The sequence below is a fragment of the Brucella pseudintermedia genome (assembly GCF_008932435.1).
GTDB classification, from domain to species: domain Bacteria; phylum Pseudomonadota; class Alphaproteobacteria; order Rhizobiales; family Rhizobiaceae; genus Brucella; species Brucella pseudintermedia.
In genome coordinates, this window is record NZ_WBWE01000002.1 from 331,262 (window position 1) to 347,432 (window position 16,171).

Here is a 16,171-nt window from a genome sequence, read left to right on the forward strand (position 1 = left end):
TCAGGCGATGCCGCGAATTCGCTGCTCAAAAGAGGCGCGTTTCTCGGCGATACGGCGGGCCGCCGCCATTCGATTTTCATCTCGGCGCCGCGCTATTGTCGCATCAGCCTCGGCTCGCCACGCATCTAACGAGCGTTTCGCCAGATGAGTGTCTTCGTAAGCGGGGGTGGGAGTGGCAGTGACTTCGAAAAGCTCCGCCTCAAGAATGGTGCGATGAGGTATCGCGCCTGTATCATCCCATTCCTGCTTAGTTACCCGCATTCCGAAGGACATGCCCGTGATGTCACCGCGCTCTACCAGTTCCCATAGATCGTTACCGTCGGTGGTGTTGGGCACATCGATTTCGACGTGAAGCCCGCGAGTATCTTCCTTCAGCCTCAGCGTGTTGCTTTTGGTCCGACCCAGCACACGACCTGAATCGTGGTGCAGAAGAGCCAGGATGTCGCCACCGATCGCCCCTGAAAATGCGCCGGGCGCTATTCGCTCGACAAAATAGTCGCCGATGGTCGTGTTGCTATTCCAGATAACCGCGTATCCGGTCAGCACACGTTTACTGTCGTCTGCACGGGTCTCTACGCCGAGAGACCCGCTACGTTTTTCAATTTCGGTCATGCTGCAGCATTTTCCTCAACAGAATTGTCGTTGGCAGGGGGTTGAGCGATCGCCGGTTGCGTCCCCAACGGAACGGTGGCACCCTGAATATGAAGCTGATCCGCCGCCCCGCCCTTGGCTGGCAAGTTTTCCAGAGAACGCACTTCATCTGGTGTCCGGATACCGTTTTGGATTGCCACCCCATAACCGTCCATGCGGCTCTTGAAGTCACCACGGAGAAGCCCGTCCAGATTGTGACGGATGTAACGCGTACCACCCGCGACCTCGAATATCTTCAGGTTCATCTCGTCTTCGAGAGCCTTGGCCCATTGCATGATCAGGTGCTTGACGAGATGCAGATCCTGCTGTTCCGCATTCGAAAAACTAGCATGCGTAAGATCCTGCAAGAATACAGGTGGAAGTTGCCAAGTGCGGGCGATTTCTTCGACCTGAAAGCGGCGCGCGTCGATCATCTGGCCCTTGGCGGGGTCATAGCCAACCTGGGTCAACTTGTGGCCAGGCGGCATTGGAAAGATCGGCTTTTCGCTCTTTCGGGCTTCGTCAATTGCGCGATGAATATCGCCCATCGCCCGTTGCATGGCCGCCCCGCCTTGCGGCAGAGGGCCTTCTAGAGCTAGAGGAGGAACGCCGCCGCCGGCGAAGAAGTTCGACCCGTAGTCATTCATGGCGATGGCAAGCTGAATCGCCTTGGCTGCCTGAGCGATAGGGCCGAAATGTCGAATTCCATCGGCCCGCAACATGAACGGCACGTCTATGACGTCGGCGGCTGGATATTCCTTGTTGTCAAATCGATAGACAACAGCCAGACCTTTTCGCTTGACGGTGGTTTTGGTCGGGTCCATCGGCCACAAAGCCAAAACTTCTTTTCCCGATCGCTCGATCCAAGCCAGACCACGGCCGCCGGTAAAAACTTGCTGCCAAAAGTACTGCCAGAACTTGAAAGCGCCCATATCCGAGTTGGGGGCTGTGTTCACAACGGTCTCAAGCTTTCCGCCCAGGCGTTTAGAACCGCCTTTGCCATCACGATAAGCGTGACGAGGCAAAGCGGCCATCGTACGGGATAGAAACGAAACCGCAGCAAGAACCGCAGGAACGGTCAAGGCGCTTTCGATCGTGACAGATGGAAGGTTTACTGGTTGGACGCCAAAGTAAGCCAGGAAATTTTCAGCGCTAACCGGTACACCCGCGTTTTCAGGGCTGGCGCGCTGCTCGATATCGGCTTCTCGTCGCGAACGCGAGAACCGCTGAAGTATCCTCATGAGGCTGCTTTCGTTAGAGTAAATTCCGGGTCATCCCAAGGCGACAGCGAGGTCGTGACCACGACAGGTGTATCGGCTGCAAAACCCGTAACCATGGCCAGAGCCACGGCAGCATCGATGCGCACCGATGCTTTGGTTTTCACGAACCATCGATTGTCGAGCGGATCGCGATCGAAGGTGGCGCCCATCAGGGCGGTCATGAGCACTGGATTACGCCGAACCCTGACGCGACCATCGATAATGGCGTTCTCAAGCTCCGTGACAGATCCTGGCATCCACATGCCTCTAGGCTCGGGTAAACCGGCTGCTTTCGCCGCTTCGATCTTCTTTTCGCTGGCTTTCGCGCGAACTTTGCCGCCCTGTGGATGCGGGATGTGCTCGACTTCAACGCCGATTGCGTCCAGTTCCTCGCGGAACTTGTCATAAGCGTATCGGTCGTATGCGATGCCCTCTATGTCAAATTCCTGCGACAATTGCGCGACCCGCTGCGCGACGAAGTCGAACCTAATTCGCTTTCCAGGTGAGGCGTTCAGAAACCCCTGTTCCACCCACACGTCATACGGCGCCTTGTCGGCTAGGGCTCTGGCTTTCAGCGTTTCCGCTGGTGTCCATGCTTCGATCCATGCATCGAAGGTGGGAAGTTCGATTGTGCTGCCGTCTTCACGCTCCATGGTCTTAGTGCCAGTTTTCACAGCGCAGGCAAGGGCCGTCATATCGCGCGCGGCGGACAAGTCGACGGAAAGGAACAACTGCTTACCGCGATGCTCTTCAATCGGGTCTAAGTCATCCATAACGGCTTCAACAGTATCGCGTGGCATCCAAGCCTTGTCGGCAGAGGTCCAGACGCAAAAATGCAGCCGAAGAATGCCGTTCAGTTTGCCCGGTATCTGCTTGGCCTGGTCAACTACACCAGCCAGATACTTCTCGGTCAAAATCACACCAAGAAGCGGATTAGCCTTCTTCCAGCAAGACTGATCTTCGAGCGGGTCGTCACCCTTGTCCAGAGCGCAGACATAGGCGAATGTCGTGTCGTCGATCACCTCACCGACATAACTGAAGTCGTCATCAGGCGTTTTCGTGCCAGCCGCTACCCGAACCGCGTGCTCATGTTCCTCCCAGCAAACGCTATTTCGGTCACTGCCCGAATTCGTGATCATGAAAAGCAGCGGCTGCTGTCGAAATTTGAAACCGCGCTCAAGCATTTCCATGACCGATCGGTCTGGATGCTCGTGCACCTCGTCGCACAAAGCGTAGTGCGGTCTGGGGCCACTGCCGGTTTTGCCTGCATCCTTGGAAATCGGGCGAAAAAATGCCTTTTTCTCAAGAAAGGCGATATTGAACTCGCGTCCAATGCCGCCGCTGAAGGTTATGCGTTTTGACAGTTTTGGAGCTGCCCTTGCCATTTTAACGGCATCCTGAAACAGGATCTGGGCCTGCTCCTTTTTCGCGCCGGCTGCATAAATTTGCGCGCCCGCCTCGCCGTCTGACATCAGCCCATAGAGGCCGAGGCCACCTGCAAAGGGTGACTTGCCGTTACCTTTGCCTTCCTCGATATAGACACGGCGAAAACGACGATTGCCGTCTGAATCCACCCAACCGAAGATCGAGCCCAGCTTGAAAGCCTGTGAGGCATGCAGCTTGAACGGCTTACCGTCGAACTGACCGTCGTTCAGCTTCAGTCGCTCTTCGAAGAACCGCATCGCACGATTGGCTTTAGCGTCATCCCAAAAATAACCGCGTTCATGTGCTTGTGCCAGATCGTCGAAATGGCGTTGGCAGGCGTTCCGAACATGCGGCCCCGCAACTTCAACACCATCGAGCACGGCGCGCGCGTAAGCATTCACGCGATCAAGCGCCGGCGTCTTAGTCATCTACCAAATCATCCTTTTCCTCGCCGCTATCTGGCATGGAGACCTTAGTTGCATCGGATGGCGTAGCGCCCATTTGACCGAGACACTGCCGCAGGAGGTTCAACGCTTGCACGCCGACTTCCTCATTCGCGATAACGCGCGTTCGGATCGTAGTGGCGATTTCGAGAAGCGATCTATGTGAGCCATTCAGCCAAGGCAGTTCCTTCGCAAACAAGTTCCAGACTTTGGCCTGCTCGGCATTCATCCATTTCGGCGCCCTACCGATATCGGTCGCCGCTTTCGGTTCTTTCCGTCCCTTGAAGCGGGTCGGGTGCGTAACGTTTCTCCCCTCCGCCTCCGCCTTGGCGAGGGGATTTCTAGGTCTAGCCATGAAATCCTCATCTCAACATCTGAATTGGTTGCGTGTGTGCTGTCGCCCATCGCCGGTTCCCCGCTGTCGACGATCGGAGAGACCGAGATAGCCCCCGGGGGCGTGTCTTTTCGGTCACATCACCCGATGGGCCACCCTTCGGCGTCGAATCTGATGACAGTCTGACCAAGGTCTTCGCGCTGGGCGTCGCGGTCGTGATGCTCCTTGCAAAGTGACACGAAAGGTCCGGTCCAGAAGCGCTTCTCATCGCCCTTGTGCCCACCGTCACCGTGATGCACGACTGTGGCGGGTTCTACGATCTCCGATTGCAGGCAGTATTCGCAGAGAGGCTGCATTCGAAGCTGGGCTTCGCGGATGCGTCTCCACTTGGCTGACTTATAAAGCGCGCGGTATTTCTTCGCCTCAGCGCTGCGTGGGTCGGTCATTGTGCCGAGCCAAACGTGGGCGGCGCTGGCCGGGGAAGATGGCCACCGAACTCTGCCCATTGCGAAAGGTCATTGATACCACCTTTGCGCGGGCCGAGACGTGCGAAGGAAATCTCGCGCTGAAGTCGACACAAGCCCTTAAGCCTGAATTGCCTGTCAGCTTCCTGCTCATCCGCCGTGGCTATCCGCGGCATCGTCAGTTTGTTTCGCTTGAACGCGGACTCGAGCCTGCGCTGCAGATCATCCAAACGTGGGTCAGTCATGTATCACCTCATGAATTGGGCAGCCGACGCGGTTCATCAATCCGTTCGGCTGTATGCGGGCCCATGCCCTTGAAGATTGGTTGCAGGGGTCGGACTTGCACCGACGATCTCAAGGGTGCTGAAACTGTGTGGGCTTGTTTTGCCACGCTATCCAACTGGCGTGCGGTCCGTGGCGCGACCACGTAAGAAGAAACCAAAACACCGGGGAGCGCCGGGGACAGCGCTCAACCCGGTGAGGGCTGCTACAACGGGAGGAGAAACCGTCTTCACAGCTACAGCGTGGGGAAAGGAGCAAACCCACGCTGATCTGAAATAGAAAAAGCCCGGCTTGCGACCGGGCTTTCGTATGTAATTCTCGTCTCCCTGATACGGATGGCAGCGGGTTTCACGTACACATCACTATGCGGCTCGCTTGTATTGCCGTGCTTCCAATTGCTCGCGGGCACGCTGAACATTCCGAATGGCCTGCTTCGCCTCTTTCCGCTGGCGCGTTTTTATCTTTTGCCATGCGACACGGAGAGCGCCGATGGACGCATAAACAAGTTCCTTACCGACAGATGATGCTTGGCGATGTTTATAGCCTCGGGCCTCGCCGATCTCTGTCAGTGTCTTGCCGGCGAGTACCGCATCCTCAAAGGCATCCAGTCCAATGCCGAGAGACGCACGCAATTCCTCCAGAACAGGTCGCATATCGATTTTTGCGATCATGACGTTCTCATTGAATTTCACGGAAAACGGGCGTGCTTTGACCTTCGTATCATCATCAGCTTTTACATACTGCTTCTGTGGATGCGTCCATCCAAGGTCCGACTTGCTGCGTTTGCGAACGCTACCATACTTGATTTCGCCACCGGGAATATCTGTCGTCGGCCAATCATTGGCTGCCGCTTGGTCGATTTCGTCAGTAGTCATCTTATCGGACGTGAACTCTTTTTCCATGCTGGCATCATATCCATAGTCGATACCTTGCAACGGATTGCTGGCAATCAGACCACACAACCCGCGATACAGTTCGACAACCTCGATATCGTCATGGCGATGATCGCGGCGAAGTTGCCGCAACAGTTCCCAACCCTGTTGAGGCTCATTGTCATTGGCCGCAGATTCGAGCAGCTCTGTGTGACGGCTGTTTGCTTTTTCCAGTGCCGCGGTCAGGTCTTCTTCGGCTACAACACGCCGATACCAAGCAATCGCCCGGCCGAGTTCACGTTCTTGCGGTGAATGTTCTTCCTTCATTTTCCCCTCCGTCCAAGTTTTGGCGATGCGCACTTTCTGGCCTGAAATACTCCGCCAAGCCGCAGTACGCGGGTCAGTTACTGACGACCGGCGCGTCACCTTGCGCGGCTCAGGCATTGGAAGGCCGTGTTCGTCACGGACCAGTGCGCCGGACTGGTCTCGCAGCCAGCGGGTGCGTGTCCGGTAAGGATTCTGAACCGGTCCGGCTGGAGCCGCAAAAATATTGACCGGTGCCGTGGGGCGCCCAAAGATTGCGCCCTCTCGGCTTTCCTTTAGAGCGAGATGAGTGTCGTGCGCATCCGTAGCAGCGTTCTCAATTCCCATTTCGCGGCGCAGGTATTGTCGCTTGGTTGCAGGGTCGCGGCGACCAAGTAGGCCGTTCCGTAGGACAGTCAGCCAATTTACGTATTGGCCCGGCTCAAGCTCGATCATCAGCGAGGCATCGGCTGACGTGGCGCTCATGCTGCTCCTCCGTCGCGAAGGTCAGGACGCTGCGCATACAGTTTGGCCCGCGATATCCGCTTCCCGCGCCAAGCGCCGTCATTATGTTGCTCAGCTGCGTCCATCGGCTCGGGAGAATACGACCTGACGCCAACGGGCCGAGGTTCGCGAAATGGCACCTTTAAATCTGACGCTCGCCAAGCTGCCCGACATGATGCTGTAAGCCGTGCGACCTTGGCCTGTAGTTCCTCCAAAACAGACCGCTGGCGCGTGTCGTTGGACTGACGGCGGTAAGCCGCAGAAATTTGATAGATCGCGCCAAGCAACGCCGCAGATACCCAGGCTTTCGATTGCGAGAGTTGAGTGTATACGGGATTAGCTGGAAGCTCTGATAGCGACCATCCTTCTACAAAGGCAAGTTCGGCCAATCGCTGAAACGGGATGGTCGGGCGGTTTTTGTCGGCCGCCCATTTTTCGGCGATCGTATGCAGTTCCAGGCGCTCTAACTCTGGAACGCCAAAAAGGGCAGCGTGAATATTCTTCTGCAAATGAGACATGAAGTTCCTCGTGTTGTGGTGTCGGCTGGTGAGGCCTATTGTGATGGTGTGGTGGTTTGATAAATGCGGTGTTAATGGCTTTGCAGAAACCTGTCGGCCTCTTCGTCCGCATCGACGCAGGGAAGTCCGATAGATTGTGCCAGCGCCTGGGCATCATCTCTCGATAGCCATGCCGGGGGGATATAAGTTCTACGCTCTTTGCAAAGGGCTACCATCCTCCTGATATCTTTTTCATATCCGGGCATGCGCTGCATTTTTACGCCCCATGATGAGGTTGCTACCCACGCCTCATGGACGAGCGCGACGTCGACTGGAGTTTCAGATACCCACCAGTCTTCTGGGTTGTCGCCGTACTCAATCGCAGATTCATTCAGGTCACGCCCTTCAGCGGTGCAGTATCCGTAATGATCCGTCCAACGGATGACGCCAATATCTTCAACACGAAAACCTAGCGCCATCCGGCGGAGCGATATCGCAGAAGCCTCGCGATCTGAAAGTACGATATTCGCAACCTCTCCCGTCTCTTGATTTTTGCCACAGAAGGTAATTTTTCGAAGGCAGTGAGGAACATCAATTCTCGACGTAAACCACGCCAGCGGAGGGAAATCCTTACAGGGCCGTCGCGCTTCAACGCTCTGTGAAATGTGCTTCCCCATATGAGGGTGAAAAGCCGGATTACCCTGTCCTTCCAATTCAATCTTTCCGGACATCCAGATAAGGTTCGTTCGTAAGATGCTGGTGTGATGAAACACAATCTGCGGACCAGATTTTTTTCGTTTGGCTTCGCCCATAAATATTCCTCCGTTTGCGCCGCGTTCTGTCAAACTCCTCGCGCGCGCGTGAATACACGCAAAAATGACGTCTACTTTTGCCTTTTTGGGTGACACCCTATGTATTCTCCACCCCATCTTTATATAACTATATGATATATATATATTTTTCTATATATATACGTAGGTAAAGGTGGGGTGGAAGGGTGGGGTAAAGGCAGTCAAAAGACGGGGTGGAATTACCAATGAACAGGGATGGGCATTGAATTCCCTCTCCCTATCTTCCCCGCGCCGTCCAACCGCTCTTTTACCATTGGCTATGCGCCTACCTCCAATGCAGTCGCACCCTCGGGGAAAAAGCCTCTTGCCCACCATCTGACCTGCGTTTGACCGCTCTTTGCCGGCGCGCTCATAAACTTTGCATCCCCTGATGCTATCAGATCATCAAGAATTTCGGCCAAGCGCTGAGTGCGGATGCCGCCCTGTAGGTTCTTCTTCAGCTCCCTGTGCGGCAAGCCCGCTTTACCCCTGCGAATGACCATATTACGGACCCGGATATATTCGGCCGACAGATGATTGTCGGCTACGTTCTCGTCCGCACCTTTTAAAAGCAGCTTGAACGAGTGCTCGGCAACGGCATTCGCCCACTGTTGGATTTCCATCGTGATAATCGGCTCGCGGGGATTGGCACCAACCGCCACGATCAGGGCAAGTCTGGCCGCATTCTCACCGACTCGGTTGCATATCGGTGCATATTCGACCTTCACCTTCTTTTTCATCGCACGCATACTGTCGTCGAATTCCTCAAAGAAATCATCGACATCAGATGACGCGTATTCAACCGTCACAATTGGATGAGGTTTAGTTTCACTGTGGGCATTCAATGCAAAAAACGGCCCTTGGTAAAGTGACTGCCCTCGACCGACGCCGCCTAACAACTCCCATACGGCATCAGAGATGTGTTGGGGTACGTTTTCATGGCTATTTTCTGGCCTGCGAACCTTTTTGGGATCTCTATCGCCAGCGTCGATCAGGACAAATCGACCAAGCAGACCTTCATCAATACTGGCACCCGTAAGCGCGGACCAGAAGGTTGAGGGCGTTGAAACTCCATGAACCGAAAAGCATGGGTTCTGGATGCTTTTAACATTGCCGTCAGCCTTTTCCTGTCCGCCCCAAAGCCCGGATGCAGCGCCTGTTAGCTCAAGCAAAGCTGTTGCAACTTCCTCACGGTGAGCCGGGGCTTTTTCACCCATATACTGCCGAATGAACTTCCCGAACTCATCTTGTTGCGCAAGGCATGCCGGCGCTCGCCGTAGCTTATTCGCCAACCCCGCCAGGCTGGCGATTTTGTCGGAAAAGACGAACTTCGTTACCTTATCGCCAGCCACCGTGCTGGACGCGATGCTCTGCACCGCACGAATGGTGATGTCCTTGCCGAAGCCAGATTCCGCCAAGCCGATAACGTATATGTTCGACCGCAACCCGGTCGGCCCTTTATACCGGCGACCGATCAGCGCCGATACGAAAGCCAGTGAAGATGCCAGCGAGAGGTGTGGCGATGGAAACCGCGAGCATGACACGATGAATTTAGCGATTTCTCCCACAGCGCCCGGTGGATAACAAAGGCTGAGCGGCAATCCACCTGCATCTGGCTGCGGGATCGAAACTTCAGCTTCCTCATCATCGTCATTAGCCGCTTCGACCTGCGCTGCTATCTTTGAGAAAGAAAGTTTGACCGGCTGGGTAACTTCCCACCCCAAGTCAGAAGGCGAACGGCCTAACTGTTCACACAGCCAGAAAGCAGCGTCCTTCGCAGATGCTGCACCGCCATACTCGCGCACAAGATCGATAGGCGTCAGGCCGCGTTCCTCGCCAAAATCCTGAATTCCGTCGGCGTGAATGGAAATATCTTCCTGTAGCCCACGGCCCAGTTCTTTGGACGTGACACGCCAAGCGCCAGTGCCGGACTCCTTGTGCGCCGTTGAGAAAAGCAACCGAACCCAAGCGTCGGTATTTTCGAGCGCAGCAGCATTTACACGGGTCCAGAAAGTCGAACCGCTCGACGCACGCGCAGATACTGGCGCGGCTTTACGCTCGAGCTCGCCAAGGTCAGCTAAGATGGCTTCTGCCGCTGACAGATAGTCGTCAACCTGCGCCGGCGTGATTTCAGGAAGGTCCTTGAAGGGTACTGCCATCGGATCACCACTGGCCCAGGTATAAGGCTGTTGTGTATCCGGGTGGCTGCCGTAGGCGACGAATTGCTGACCAGCGCCCAGCACCTCGATTTGGCACTTCTCGCCGTTCACGAGATAAACCGGCGTAGCCGCTTTCTTACGAGGCTCCGTTGCTCGGAAGATGAAAAGACACTTTGGTGCGCGGCCAGTGCGGCACGGAGCCTGCATGGCGCCGGTAGTTTGCATTAAAGCCGCAATGAGCTTTTCAGCCGCAATAGGATCAGGCGCGTCGATGTCGATAGCCACGACTTCGCCGGTCAAAATGCCGGTGTTCGCATGGTCGGCGTGCCCACGTTCCCACGCATCTATCGATGCGGTTGTCGGCGAAAGCTGCTGCCAGCCTTTGAGCTGAGGACGCTTACCGTTAACCGGAATGGGCTTATACCCGTTCGCAAGAACCGCGTGGCGGATTGCAGTGGGAGAAAGGTCAGGCTGCTGCGCGACGGTGTTCTGCATTGCTTACGACTGCTTTCCAATAAGGGAGGACAAGTTCTGCGATTTCATCGGCAAGCGGGATCGGCATAGATATCAGTTGCCCCAAATGATCGCGCGGCCCGTAGATGCGATAGCCGTTTCTGGTTTGGACGAGTTTCAGTCGTTGGACCTTCAACCCATTCGAAAACTCGGCGTCGAACCAAGCGAGGGTGTTCCCCGCGCCGGATCGCGCGGGGGTGAAATTGTGAATACGGATTGTCATGCTCAGGAGGCCGTAAAGATCAAATTGTGTGGAGTGAAGAACAGTTCGCCATCATCAGCCCGACGCAACACTGCCTCCTTGCCGTGCAGCTCCGGAGAATCTTCAATCGCGGGCAAACCAACACTTTCGCAAAGGCGGCCGAGCTCTTTTTGCCCACGTTCTTGTCGACGGTAAATTGGGCTTTCCAAAACGATATCAATTTGGAATTCACTTTCGTCGTATCGGCCGTCGCAGAAAAGTGTGAGAATTGTTTCTTTTCCGATCTTATCAACCAATGTGTCCTCAATAATGAACGCGACAGCCGCGTGGTCCTGGACGGCATTCTGAAAGCGAGCTTTAGTGCTCAAGTACGATCGGGTGGCGGAATTATCAGCAGCTGATTTCATCAGTTTTCCTCGTGTTCAGGCGCGCGTCGACCCATGGCGCGGGCGTCAGCGCATGCTGTTTGGTGTGGTGGTAGTGGGTTAGTGGATGGCCGCCGATATCCCCATGGGATAAGCAGCCACGTCCTCTGCAAACTCCCGTTCTATCTCATACCGGGAAACCTTGGCTAGCCGCGCCAGGGCGCCGCGTATGTCTAGGGTTTCGCCCCGCATCGCAGCTTCTTGCTGGAACAGAGCTACTCCAGCGCGAAGACCTCGATGGAATTCGTCGTTACCCTCGTAATCTGGGAATTCTGCGTTGAACAGGTCGAGCATGGCTTCACGGGTCATGCGGGACGCTTCGTGGGTCAAGAAATAAGAAATGGATGCTGCGCTGGTCATGCTGCTGCCCTCGCCGTATTGTTCTGGTTCGCAGCCTGCCAGGTCGATGTAGCCGAGCGCTCATTGCGCCATGCGTCAAGGTCGGCAATGTCATAGATGACGCTGCGGCCGAGCTTGAAGTACCTAGGCCCGCCGCCAAAGTGGCGAAGCTTGTCCATGGTGCTCTTTGACAGGCCGAGGTAAGCAGCAGCCTGTTTTACACGTACATTGGTAGTCATGATATCTCCTCGTGTTTCAGTGGTTGGTAGTGGTAATCTAACATGCCTCACGACGCGGACTGTTAATGCGTGGCATGTTATTTTCAGTTGGTATGAAACAATATGCTCTTGTTTCATTGAAAGTCAGCCGCACAGAGTTATTAACGTCGTGCGGTTGACTTAATAATCTCCGGTATGGTCTTGGTTTCGAAGTGAATGGCATCTTTCAACATACCGCTCCGAATAGTCGTAGTGCCTTGCCGTTTCAGCGATAGCATCGGCAAATTTCATTCCCTGATCACGAAGCTGCATGACCATTTCTGAGATGTCATACCAATCGTCGGGAAGGGCTGCTGCACCTTTCCGAAGAGCTTTCGCATCGCCGGGTTTCAACCCGATCGCTAGAATCCACTCCGCAGCCAACATCTGGATTGCGGCGTCGGCTTTTCCGGTTTCCAGTATCTGCGTAAGTTTCTGCATCGCCTCTTCGGCCCTACCTTCAGATATGGCAGATCGGATCGGGATGGCTTTTAAACTGAAAGAATTGGGCAACGGCGCCATCACTTCCCTCCCAACTTTCCGGAAATATTCCCAGCAATAATATTAGCAGCCCGCCGCACCGGATCGACATCGAGATGCGCGTAACGCTGTGTCGTCGATGCCTGCGAATGACCAAGCAGTTTCCCGATGACCGGCAGCCCCAAACCGCCTCCAGCCCCAATTGAAGCGTATGTGTGGCGCAAGTCGTGGATTCGCAGTCCCTTCAAACCAGCACGCGCGGAAATCATCGCCCATGGCTTTTTGATATCGTGGCGCGGTTTTTCGTCTGGCAGGCCAGCGCTGTCGCTGGCCACAACATATTCTCCAACCTGGGATATCGACTTTATCACCTCGATCGCCGCGTCAGACAGCACGACCGTTTTACGGCCCGTTTTGGAGTCAGGCAGGAATAGTAGGCCGCGCTCGAAGTCCACCTCTGACCAGCGCAGGTGGAGGATTTCCCGCAGTCGGCAGCCTGTGAGCAACAGCAGGCGGATGGCGCCAGTTATGTGAGGGCCATAGACGACATGGCGTTGATGCCCCTGCTTGCGATGCCGGCTGTTCTCCCCGTCGCCTTCTACATCGTATGGGATACCGGTTGTCTCAGCCTCGATCAGCGCTGCACCCAAGCGCTCCAGTTCCTCGCCGGTCAAAAAACGTTCGCGCGGAGTTTCATCAAAGCGCTCTATTTTCTGGGTTGGATTTAGCCCCTCCTTGATCAAGCCTAGATCGCCCGCCCAATTGAACATCTTCGATAGCACAGATAGCATCTTATTGGCGGCATACGGTCCGCCCGTGCCATCGGCCCGCTTCTCCGAAACCCTGTTATGAAGCTTCGTTAGATCGGCGCGCGTCACCTTTTCGGCGGCCTTCTTTCCGATGGCCGGTTTTATGTGGGTCTCGATGATCCCCTCATAGCCCTCGACGCTATTCTCTTTCCGCTTCTTCCTGACGTGATCACGCATGAAGCGATCGGCAATCTCAGCAACGCTCAGTGCGGCCCGCTCGCCAGCCCGGTCAGCAGCCGGATCGCCACCCAGCGATACCGATGCCAGTACTTTCTCCGCAGCAGTTCGCGCTTGATCTGGCGACAATTCAATTCCACCGATGCGCATCCGCTTCTTTGTCACGGAGCGTCCACCAGCGCCTGGTCGGTATTCCACGATCCATGATTTTGTGCCAGTCGGTGCTACTTTCATCCCAAAGCCTGCGAGTGTTTCATCGTAGTAGAATGTCGTCTTTTCCGGCGTCATAATTGCTTTCACCGTCTTCTGGTTTATTTTTATTACAGGCATCAGCCGACCCCATCAATTTCGTTCTAGTAGCCACCCAGTAGCCACCGAAGCCTATTACAGGCTGAAAAAGAAAGAAACAGGAAAGGTCGACAAACAAATTTTATCCTTGTTTTTCAGCTAGATATGAAACTACTGGAAAAATCCGGAAACTCGCCTGATCTAATTCGTAATGATGGGGTCGCGTGTTCGAGTCACGCAAGCGGCACCAAAAAACCTCATAAAAATCAAATAATTAGCAGTCGCAGTGCAAGTGCGTTAGTTTCGTTGCGTTTTCGCGGAACCATGGCGGAACCAGCCAAAGGCAATGTCATTAATATCATGGATGCACTGCGGAATTCTCTGAAGAAAGAAACCAGCAAGACGAAATAGGCTTCGGAGCGAGCAAAATGGCCCAGAAGAAAAATCCATGGTCAGATCCCGATCTGGTACGGGAAAAGGACGCAACCGACCCGTCACCGGTCGAACCGAGAGACCATCAGGAGAAACCCACGCATGAACAAACAAACGCGCCGGGCAATCCTAATGTACGGGCACCCAAAGAGCCCTACCCTGACCGATCGAAAGATTGATCAGGATAACAGACACCGTGACGAAGTACGTATCTGGGTGGCCTAGTCTATCGCAGGTAACAGCGACATTACGCAAGAAGGGCTTCGGAAAGATCCGGAGCCCCATTTTCTAGATCAGTCGACTCAAAATCAGACAAGTGATAGCGCTACAAATTGCAGCAAAGATCACAAACTTCGGCAACGATAACTGTTCAATCCATCTGATCGCCCAGATACGCGGAGCTTCGACTGTATTTTTATTGGTCATTTTCCCCTCCCTTTAGAGAGGGCTTTTATCATACGGTCAAAAACCGTCATCACCTTCTTTAGTTTATGTTGCCCGCCTCTCCTCCAGCGCTTTAAGCCTCTCCGCGAAATAGATGATCTTATTCAGATCGTACATTCGACTGGCCGCGTCTTTCTCTCCGAACCGATAGCAAGCCTTGAAGATATTGCCGAGCGCGAATGACATGCCTTTGTGCTCGATCAGGTCGTTTAGCTCGGTCGCATGGGGAAGCAGCTCGTAATAGCTCGTGCTGCCGCCGTCGGAGGTGACGGGCGCGTGAGGTCGATCGCAATCGGGCCTGTTTGCCCCTACGTATCTTCCAGTCGGGTCAATGACGCTCATACCCTCTCCCTCACCTTACGCTTCGGCTCTTCAAACTTCTCAGTTACTGGCCCGCCCGCAAGCAGACCGCGCAGCGCCGACAGCTTATCGCGAACAAGCGGACGAAACCGACGCGCCGCGAACGGCGGGTTGTCATATCCGAACTGCGGGCAGATTCCTCGATCGACGCCTTTCAGACGAACGCCGATGTAGCTGCCCTGCGTGTAGTGATCGAAGGGGCCGATCCAGCTTATGGTGTAGACCTCACCTTCCTTGATCTCGATGAACTGTTCGAAGCCGACCTTGGCATCGATGCAGATGACTTTATCGCCAACGTTGAAGGGGGTCACGCCGCATCCCTCCATGCTTCTAACCGCCGATATTCAACCGGTACACCATGGCTACGCGCTCGCGCCGTACCTTCCGCCATGCCACGGCTTATCCCGAAATCTTCATAGACAACGCATTTCTCCGCTACTCGATACCATGCAAGGCCAGCTTCGATGCCGAACTCTCGTTCATTCGGCCGCAAATCATCCAGCACTTGTGTGTGCAGCAAGTGGCTCGCGATCGGTGCTTCGCCTCGCCGCAGGCTATCCAGCAGGCAGGAGCGGGCGTAGGCCTTGTTGCGCTCAACGTCACCGCTGAAAGGCGACTCGATGATGACAAGTGGTTTGCGTGCCGGTTGCTGGGCAACTGGCACATTGTCGTTATAAGGTTTTGGCATGTGGCTTATATCCTTCCCGCCTACCTCATCTGCCGCCCTTCAACAGCCGCTCGCGCCGCGCAGTCTTCTGCTTCTTCAAGCATGTTCTTTCCTCGTGTTTGTGGTGAAAGCGCCGCTTGGTGGGCGGCGCGGCTATATATTTGTCGAATCGAGCGATCTATTGTATAGTATCCTCTCATTTAATTGAGATGCAGAAAATGTTACAATATCGTTCGACATACCCCAATGATCGCTCTGAATTTATATTTGTGGTAACAAATGATAATGAAAATCCACCCAAATACTTGTTGAGGCACTATTCATTCGTTGCTGAGCCATTGGCCGACTGGACTAATTTGGCAGAAATCAAATCTGACTTAAGCCGACGTGGGCATACTTACGGAACTAGCAGGGTGGCGCCACTTCTCGGAACATTGAGATTGGGGCATTGTTACCTTTAATCATGCCGCCCTCCTCTCTCTCGCTACGTTATCATTTGCGGCCACCGGCATACGCGCCGCGCCCTTGACCATTTCGGGCCGTAGCGTCAGCCGGGAAACTTCACCGTGTAGCTTCGAGTAGGTGATAACCTTCGCCGATCTGCCTGAAAGCCAGCCCCCGCCAGCAGCATATGCGTCTGGAGCCGCCAGCGTTTCGTGGCGCTCGACATACATTAGTCCGGACTTGCGCCCTTCGTCGGAATGCAAATGGCCGATGTGCGCATAGGCATATTTGCTCCGGCCGTACATTTCTCGAAACATGCCAGCTGATCCACC

At 54.8% G+C, this 16,171-nt stretch carries 20 protein-coding genes; all 20 read right to left on the reverse strand.

Annotation, left to right across the window (positions count from 1 at the left end):
- The 20 genes from F9K78_RS04145 to F9K78_RS04245 all read right to left on the reverse strand — a co-directional run bounded on the left by F9K78_RS04145 (window position 1) and on the right by F9K78_RS04245 (window position 16,156).
- Entirely contained in the window at window positions 1–612 is a 612-nt protein-coding gene (locus tag F9K78_RS04145; protein ID WP_109988371.1) for an HK97 family phage prohead protease, read from the reverse strand.
- Window positions 609–1,871 carry a phage portal protein gene (locus F9K78_RS04150; protein ID WP_151682076.1) on the reverse strand — a complete coding sequence of 421 codons (1,263 nt, stop codon included), beginning with the start codon at window positions 1,869–1,871 and terminating at the stop codon, window positions 609–611. Before F9K78_RS04150 ends, F9K78_RS04145 begins: the two co-directional genes overlap by 4 nt.
- A complete protein-coding gene (locus tag F9K78_RS04155; RefSeq protein WP_151682077.1) occupies window positions 1,868–3,742 on the reverse strand; it encodes a terminase large subunit in 1,875 nt (624 codons plus the stop codon). The genes F9K78_RS04150 and F9K78_RS04155 overlap by 4 nt, the downstream gene beginning before the upstream one ends.
- Complete coding sequence (locus tag F9K78_RS04160) at window positions 3,735–4,112, reverse strand: hypothetical protein (RefSeq protein WP_151682078.1); 378 nt, start codon at window positions 4,110–4,112, stop codon at window positions 3,735–3,737. Before F9K78_RS04160 ends, F9K78_RS04155 begins: the two co-directional genes overlap by 8 nt.
- Window positions 4,113–4,231: 119 nt before the next feature.
- Entirely contained in the window at window positions 4,232–4,537 is a 306-nt protein-coding gene (locus tag F9K78_RS04165) for an HNH endonuclease (RefSeq protein ID WP_151682079.1), read from the reverse strand.
- Window positions 4,534–4,800, reverse strand: coding sequence for a hypothetical protein (locus F9K78_RS04170; RefSeq protein ID WP_151682080.1), 267 nt, complete (start codon window positions 4,798–4,800; stop codon window positions 4,534–4,536). The genes F9K78_RS04165 and F9K78_RS04170 overlap by 4 nt, the downstream gene beginning before the upstream one ends.
- Before the next feature lie 399 nt (window positions 4,801–5,199).
- A complete protein-coding gene (locus F9K78_RS04175; protein WP_151682081.1) occupies window positions 5,200–6,498 on the reverse strand; it encodes a hypothetical protein in 1,299 nt (432 codons plus the stop codon).
- Window positions 6,495–7,034, reverse strand: coding sequence for a hypothetical protein (locus F9K78_RS04180; protein WP_151682082.1), 540 nt, complete (start codon window positions 7,032–7,034; stop codon window positions 6,495–6,497). Before F9K78_RS04180 ends, F9K78_RS04175 begins: the two co-directional genes overlap by 4 nt.
- A gap of 71 nt (window positions 7,035–7,105) precedes the next feature.
- A complete protein-coding gene (locus tag F9K78_RS04185) occupies window positions 7,106–7,825 on the reverse strand; it encodes a hypothetical protein (RefSeq protein WP_109367610.1) in 720 nt (239 codons plus the stop codon).
- A 296-nt stretch (window positions 7,826–8,121) separates the two neighbouring features.
- Window positions 8,122–10,497 carry a bifunctional DNA primase/polymerase gene (locus F9K78_RS04190; RefSeq protein WP_151682083.1) on the reverse strand — a complete coding sequence of 792 codons (2,376 nt, stop codon included), beginning with the start codon at window positions 10,495–10,497 and terminating at the stop codon, window positions 8,122–8,124.
- Window positions 10,469–10,738, reverse strand: coding sequence for a hypothetical protein (locus F9K78_RS21830; protein WP_109367612.1), 270 nt, complete (start codon window positions 10,736–10,738; stop codon window positions 10,469–10,471). Before F9K78_RS21830 ends, F9K78_RS04190 begins: the two co-directional genes overlap by 29 nt.
- A 2-nt stretch (window positions 10,739–10,740) precedes the next feature.
- Window positions 10,741–11,124: a hypothetical protein gene (locus F9K78_RS04195; RefSeq protein ID WP_109367613.1), complete on the reverse strand. Its 384-nt coding sequence runs from the start codon at window positions 11,122–11,124 to the stop codon at window positions 10,741–10,743.
- Between the two features lie 78 nt (window positions 11,125–11,202).
- On the reverse strand, window positions 11,203–11,502 hold the full coding sequence (locus F9K78_RS04200; protein ID WP_151682084.1) for a hypothetical protein: 300 nt from the start codon (window positions 11,500–11,502) through the stop codon (window positions 11,203–11,205).
- A complete protein-coding gene (locus tag F9K78_RS04205) occupies window positions 11,499–11,720 on the reverse strand; it encodes a helix-turn-helix transcriptional regulator (RefSeq protein WP_151682085.1) in 222 nt (73 codons plus the stop codon). The genes F9K78_RS04200 and F9K78_RS04205 overlap by 4 nt, the downstream gene beginning before the upstream one ends.
- A 159-nt stretch (window positions 11,721–11,879) precedes the next feature.
- Window positions 11,880–12,260 carry a hypothetical protein gene (locus F9K78_RS04210; RefSeq protein ID WP_151682086.1) on the reverse strand — a complete coding sequence of 127 codons (381 nt, stop codon included), beginning with the start codon at window positions 12,258–12,260 and terminating at the stop codon, window positions 11,880–11,882.
- On the reverse strand, window positions 12,260–13,534 hold the full coding sequence (locus tag F9K78_RS04215) for a tyrosine-type recombinase/integrase (protein WP_151682087.1): 1,275 nt from the start codon (window positions 13,532–13,534) through the stop codon (window positions 12,260–12,262). The genes F9K78_RS04210 and F9K78_RS04215 overlap by 1 nt, the downstream gene beginning before the upstream one ends.
- An 879-nt stretch (window positions 13,535–14,413) precedes the next feature.
- Window positions 14,414–14,710 (reverse strand): hypothetical protein, encoded by a 297-nt coding sequence (locus F9K78_RS04230; protein ID WP_235925380.1) that lies wholly within the window; start codon window positions 14,708–14,710, stop codon window positions 14,414–14,416.
- Window positions 14,707–15,039 carry a hypothetical protein gene (locus F9K78_RS04235; protein ID WP_390886994.1) on the reverse strand — a complete coding sequence of 111 codons (333 nt, stop codon included), beginning with the start codon at window positions 15,037–15,039 and terminating at the stop codon, window positions 14,707–14,709. The genes F9K78_RS04230 and F9K78_RS04235 overlap by 4 nt, the downstream gene beginning before the upstream one ends.
- Window positions 15,036–15,416 (reverse strand): DUF7768 domain-containing protein, encoded by a 381-nt coding sequence (locus tag F9K78_RS04240; protein WP_122066865.1) that lies wholly within the window; start codon window positions 15,414–15,416, stop codon window positions 15,036–15,038. Before F9K78_RS04240 ends, F9K78_RS04235 begins: the two co-directional genes overlap by 4 nt.
- 440 nt (window positions 15,417–15,856) lie before the next feature.
- On the reverse strand, window positions 15,857–16,156 hold the full coding sequence (locus tag F9K78_RS04245; RefSeq protein WP_235925381.1) for a hypothetical protein: 300 nt from the start codon (window positions 16,154–16,156) through the stop codon (window positions 15,857–15,859).
- Window positions 16,157–16,171 lie beyond the last annotated feature (15 nt).

Excerpts from the sequence above, each read along its gene's own strand:
- F9K78_RS04145 (WP_109988371.1), bottom strand. The coding sequence starts at position 612 with ATGACCGAAATTGAAAAACGTAGCGGGTCTCTCGGCGTAGAGACCCGT.
- F9K78_RS04150 (WP_151682076.1), bottom strand. The coding sequence starts at position 1,871 with ATGAGGATACTTCAGCGGTTCTCGCGTTCGCGACGAGAAGCCGATATC.
- F9K78_RS04155 (WP_151682077.1), bottom strand. The coding sequence starts at position 3,742 with ATGACTAAGACGCCGGCGCTTGATCGCGTGAATGCTTACGCGCGCGCC.
- F9K78_RS04160 (WP_151682078.1), bottom strand. The coding sequence starts at position 4,112 with ATGGCTAGACCTAGAAATCCCCTCGCCAAGGCGGAGGCGGAGGGGAGA.
- F9K78_RS04165 (WP_151682079.1), bottom strand. The coding sequence starts at position 4,537 with ATGACCGACCCACGCAGCGCTGAGGCGAAGAAATACCGCGCGCTTTAT.
- F9K78_RS04170 (WP_151682080.1), bottom strand. The coding sequence starts at position 4,800 with ATGACTGACCCACGTTTGGATGATCTGCAGCGCAGGCTCGAGTCCGCG.
- F9K78_RS04175 (WP_151682081.1), bottom strand. The coding sequence starts at position 6,498 with ATGAGCGCCACGTCAGCCGATGCCTCGCTGATGATCGAGCTTGAGCCG.
- F9K78_RS04180 (WP_151682082.1), bottom strand. The coding sequence starts at position 7,034 with ATGTCTCATTTGCAGAAGAATATTCACGCTGCCCTTTTTGGCGTTCCA.
- F9K78_RS04185 (WP_109367610.1), bottom strand. The coding sequence starts at position 7,825 with ATGGGCGAAGCCAAACGAAAAAAATCTGGTCCGCAGATTGTGTTTCAT.
- F9K78_RS04190 (WP_151682083.1), bottom strand. The coding sequence starts at position 10,497 with ATGCAGAACACCGTCGCGCAGCAGCCTGACCTTTCTCCCACTGCAATC.
- F9K78_RS21830 (WP_109367612.1), bottom strand. The coding sequence starts at position 10,738 with ATGACAATCCGTATTCACAATTTCACCCCCGCGCGATCCGGCGCGGGG.
- F9K78_RS04195 (WP_109367613.1), bottom strand. The coding sequence starts at position 11,124 with ATGAAATCAGCTGCTGATAATTCCGCCACCCGATCGTACTTGAGCACT.
- F9K78_RS04200 (WP_151682084.1), bottom strand. The coding sequence starts at position 11,502 with ATGACCAGCGCAGCATCCATTTCTTATTTCTTGACCCACGAAGCGTCC.
- F9K78_RS04205 (WP_151682085.1), bottom strand. The coding sequence starts at position 11,720 with ATGACTACCAATGTACGTGTAAAACAGGCTGCTGCTTACCTCGGCCTG.
- F9K78_RS04210 (WP_151682086.1), bottom strand. The coding sequence starts at position 12,260 with ATGGCGCCGTTGCCCAATTCTTTCAGTTTAAAAGCCATCCCGATCCGA.
- F9K78_RS04215 (WP_151682087.1), bottom strand. The coding sequence starts at position 13,534 with ATGCCTGTAATAAAAATAAACCAGAAGACGGTGAAAGCAATTATGACG.
- F9K78_RS04230 (WP_235925380.1), bottom strand. The coding sequence starts at position 14,710 with ATGAGCGTCATTGACCCGACTGGAAGATACGTAGGGGCAAACAGGCCC.
- F9K78_RS04240 (WP_122066865.1), bottom strand. The coding sequence starts at position 15,416 with ATGCCAAAACCTTATAACGACAATGTGCCAGTTGCCCAGCAACCGGCA.
- F9K78_RS04245 (WP_235925381.1), bottom strand. The coding sequence starts at position 16,156 with ATGTTTCGAGAAATGTACGGCCGGAGCAAATATGCCTATGCGCACATC.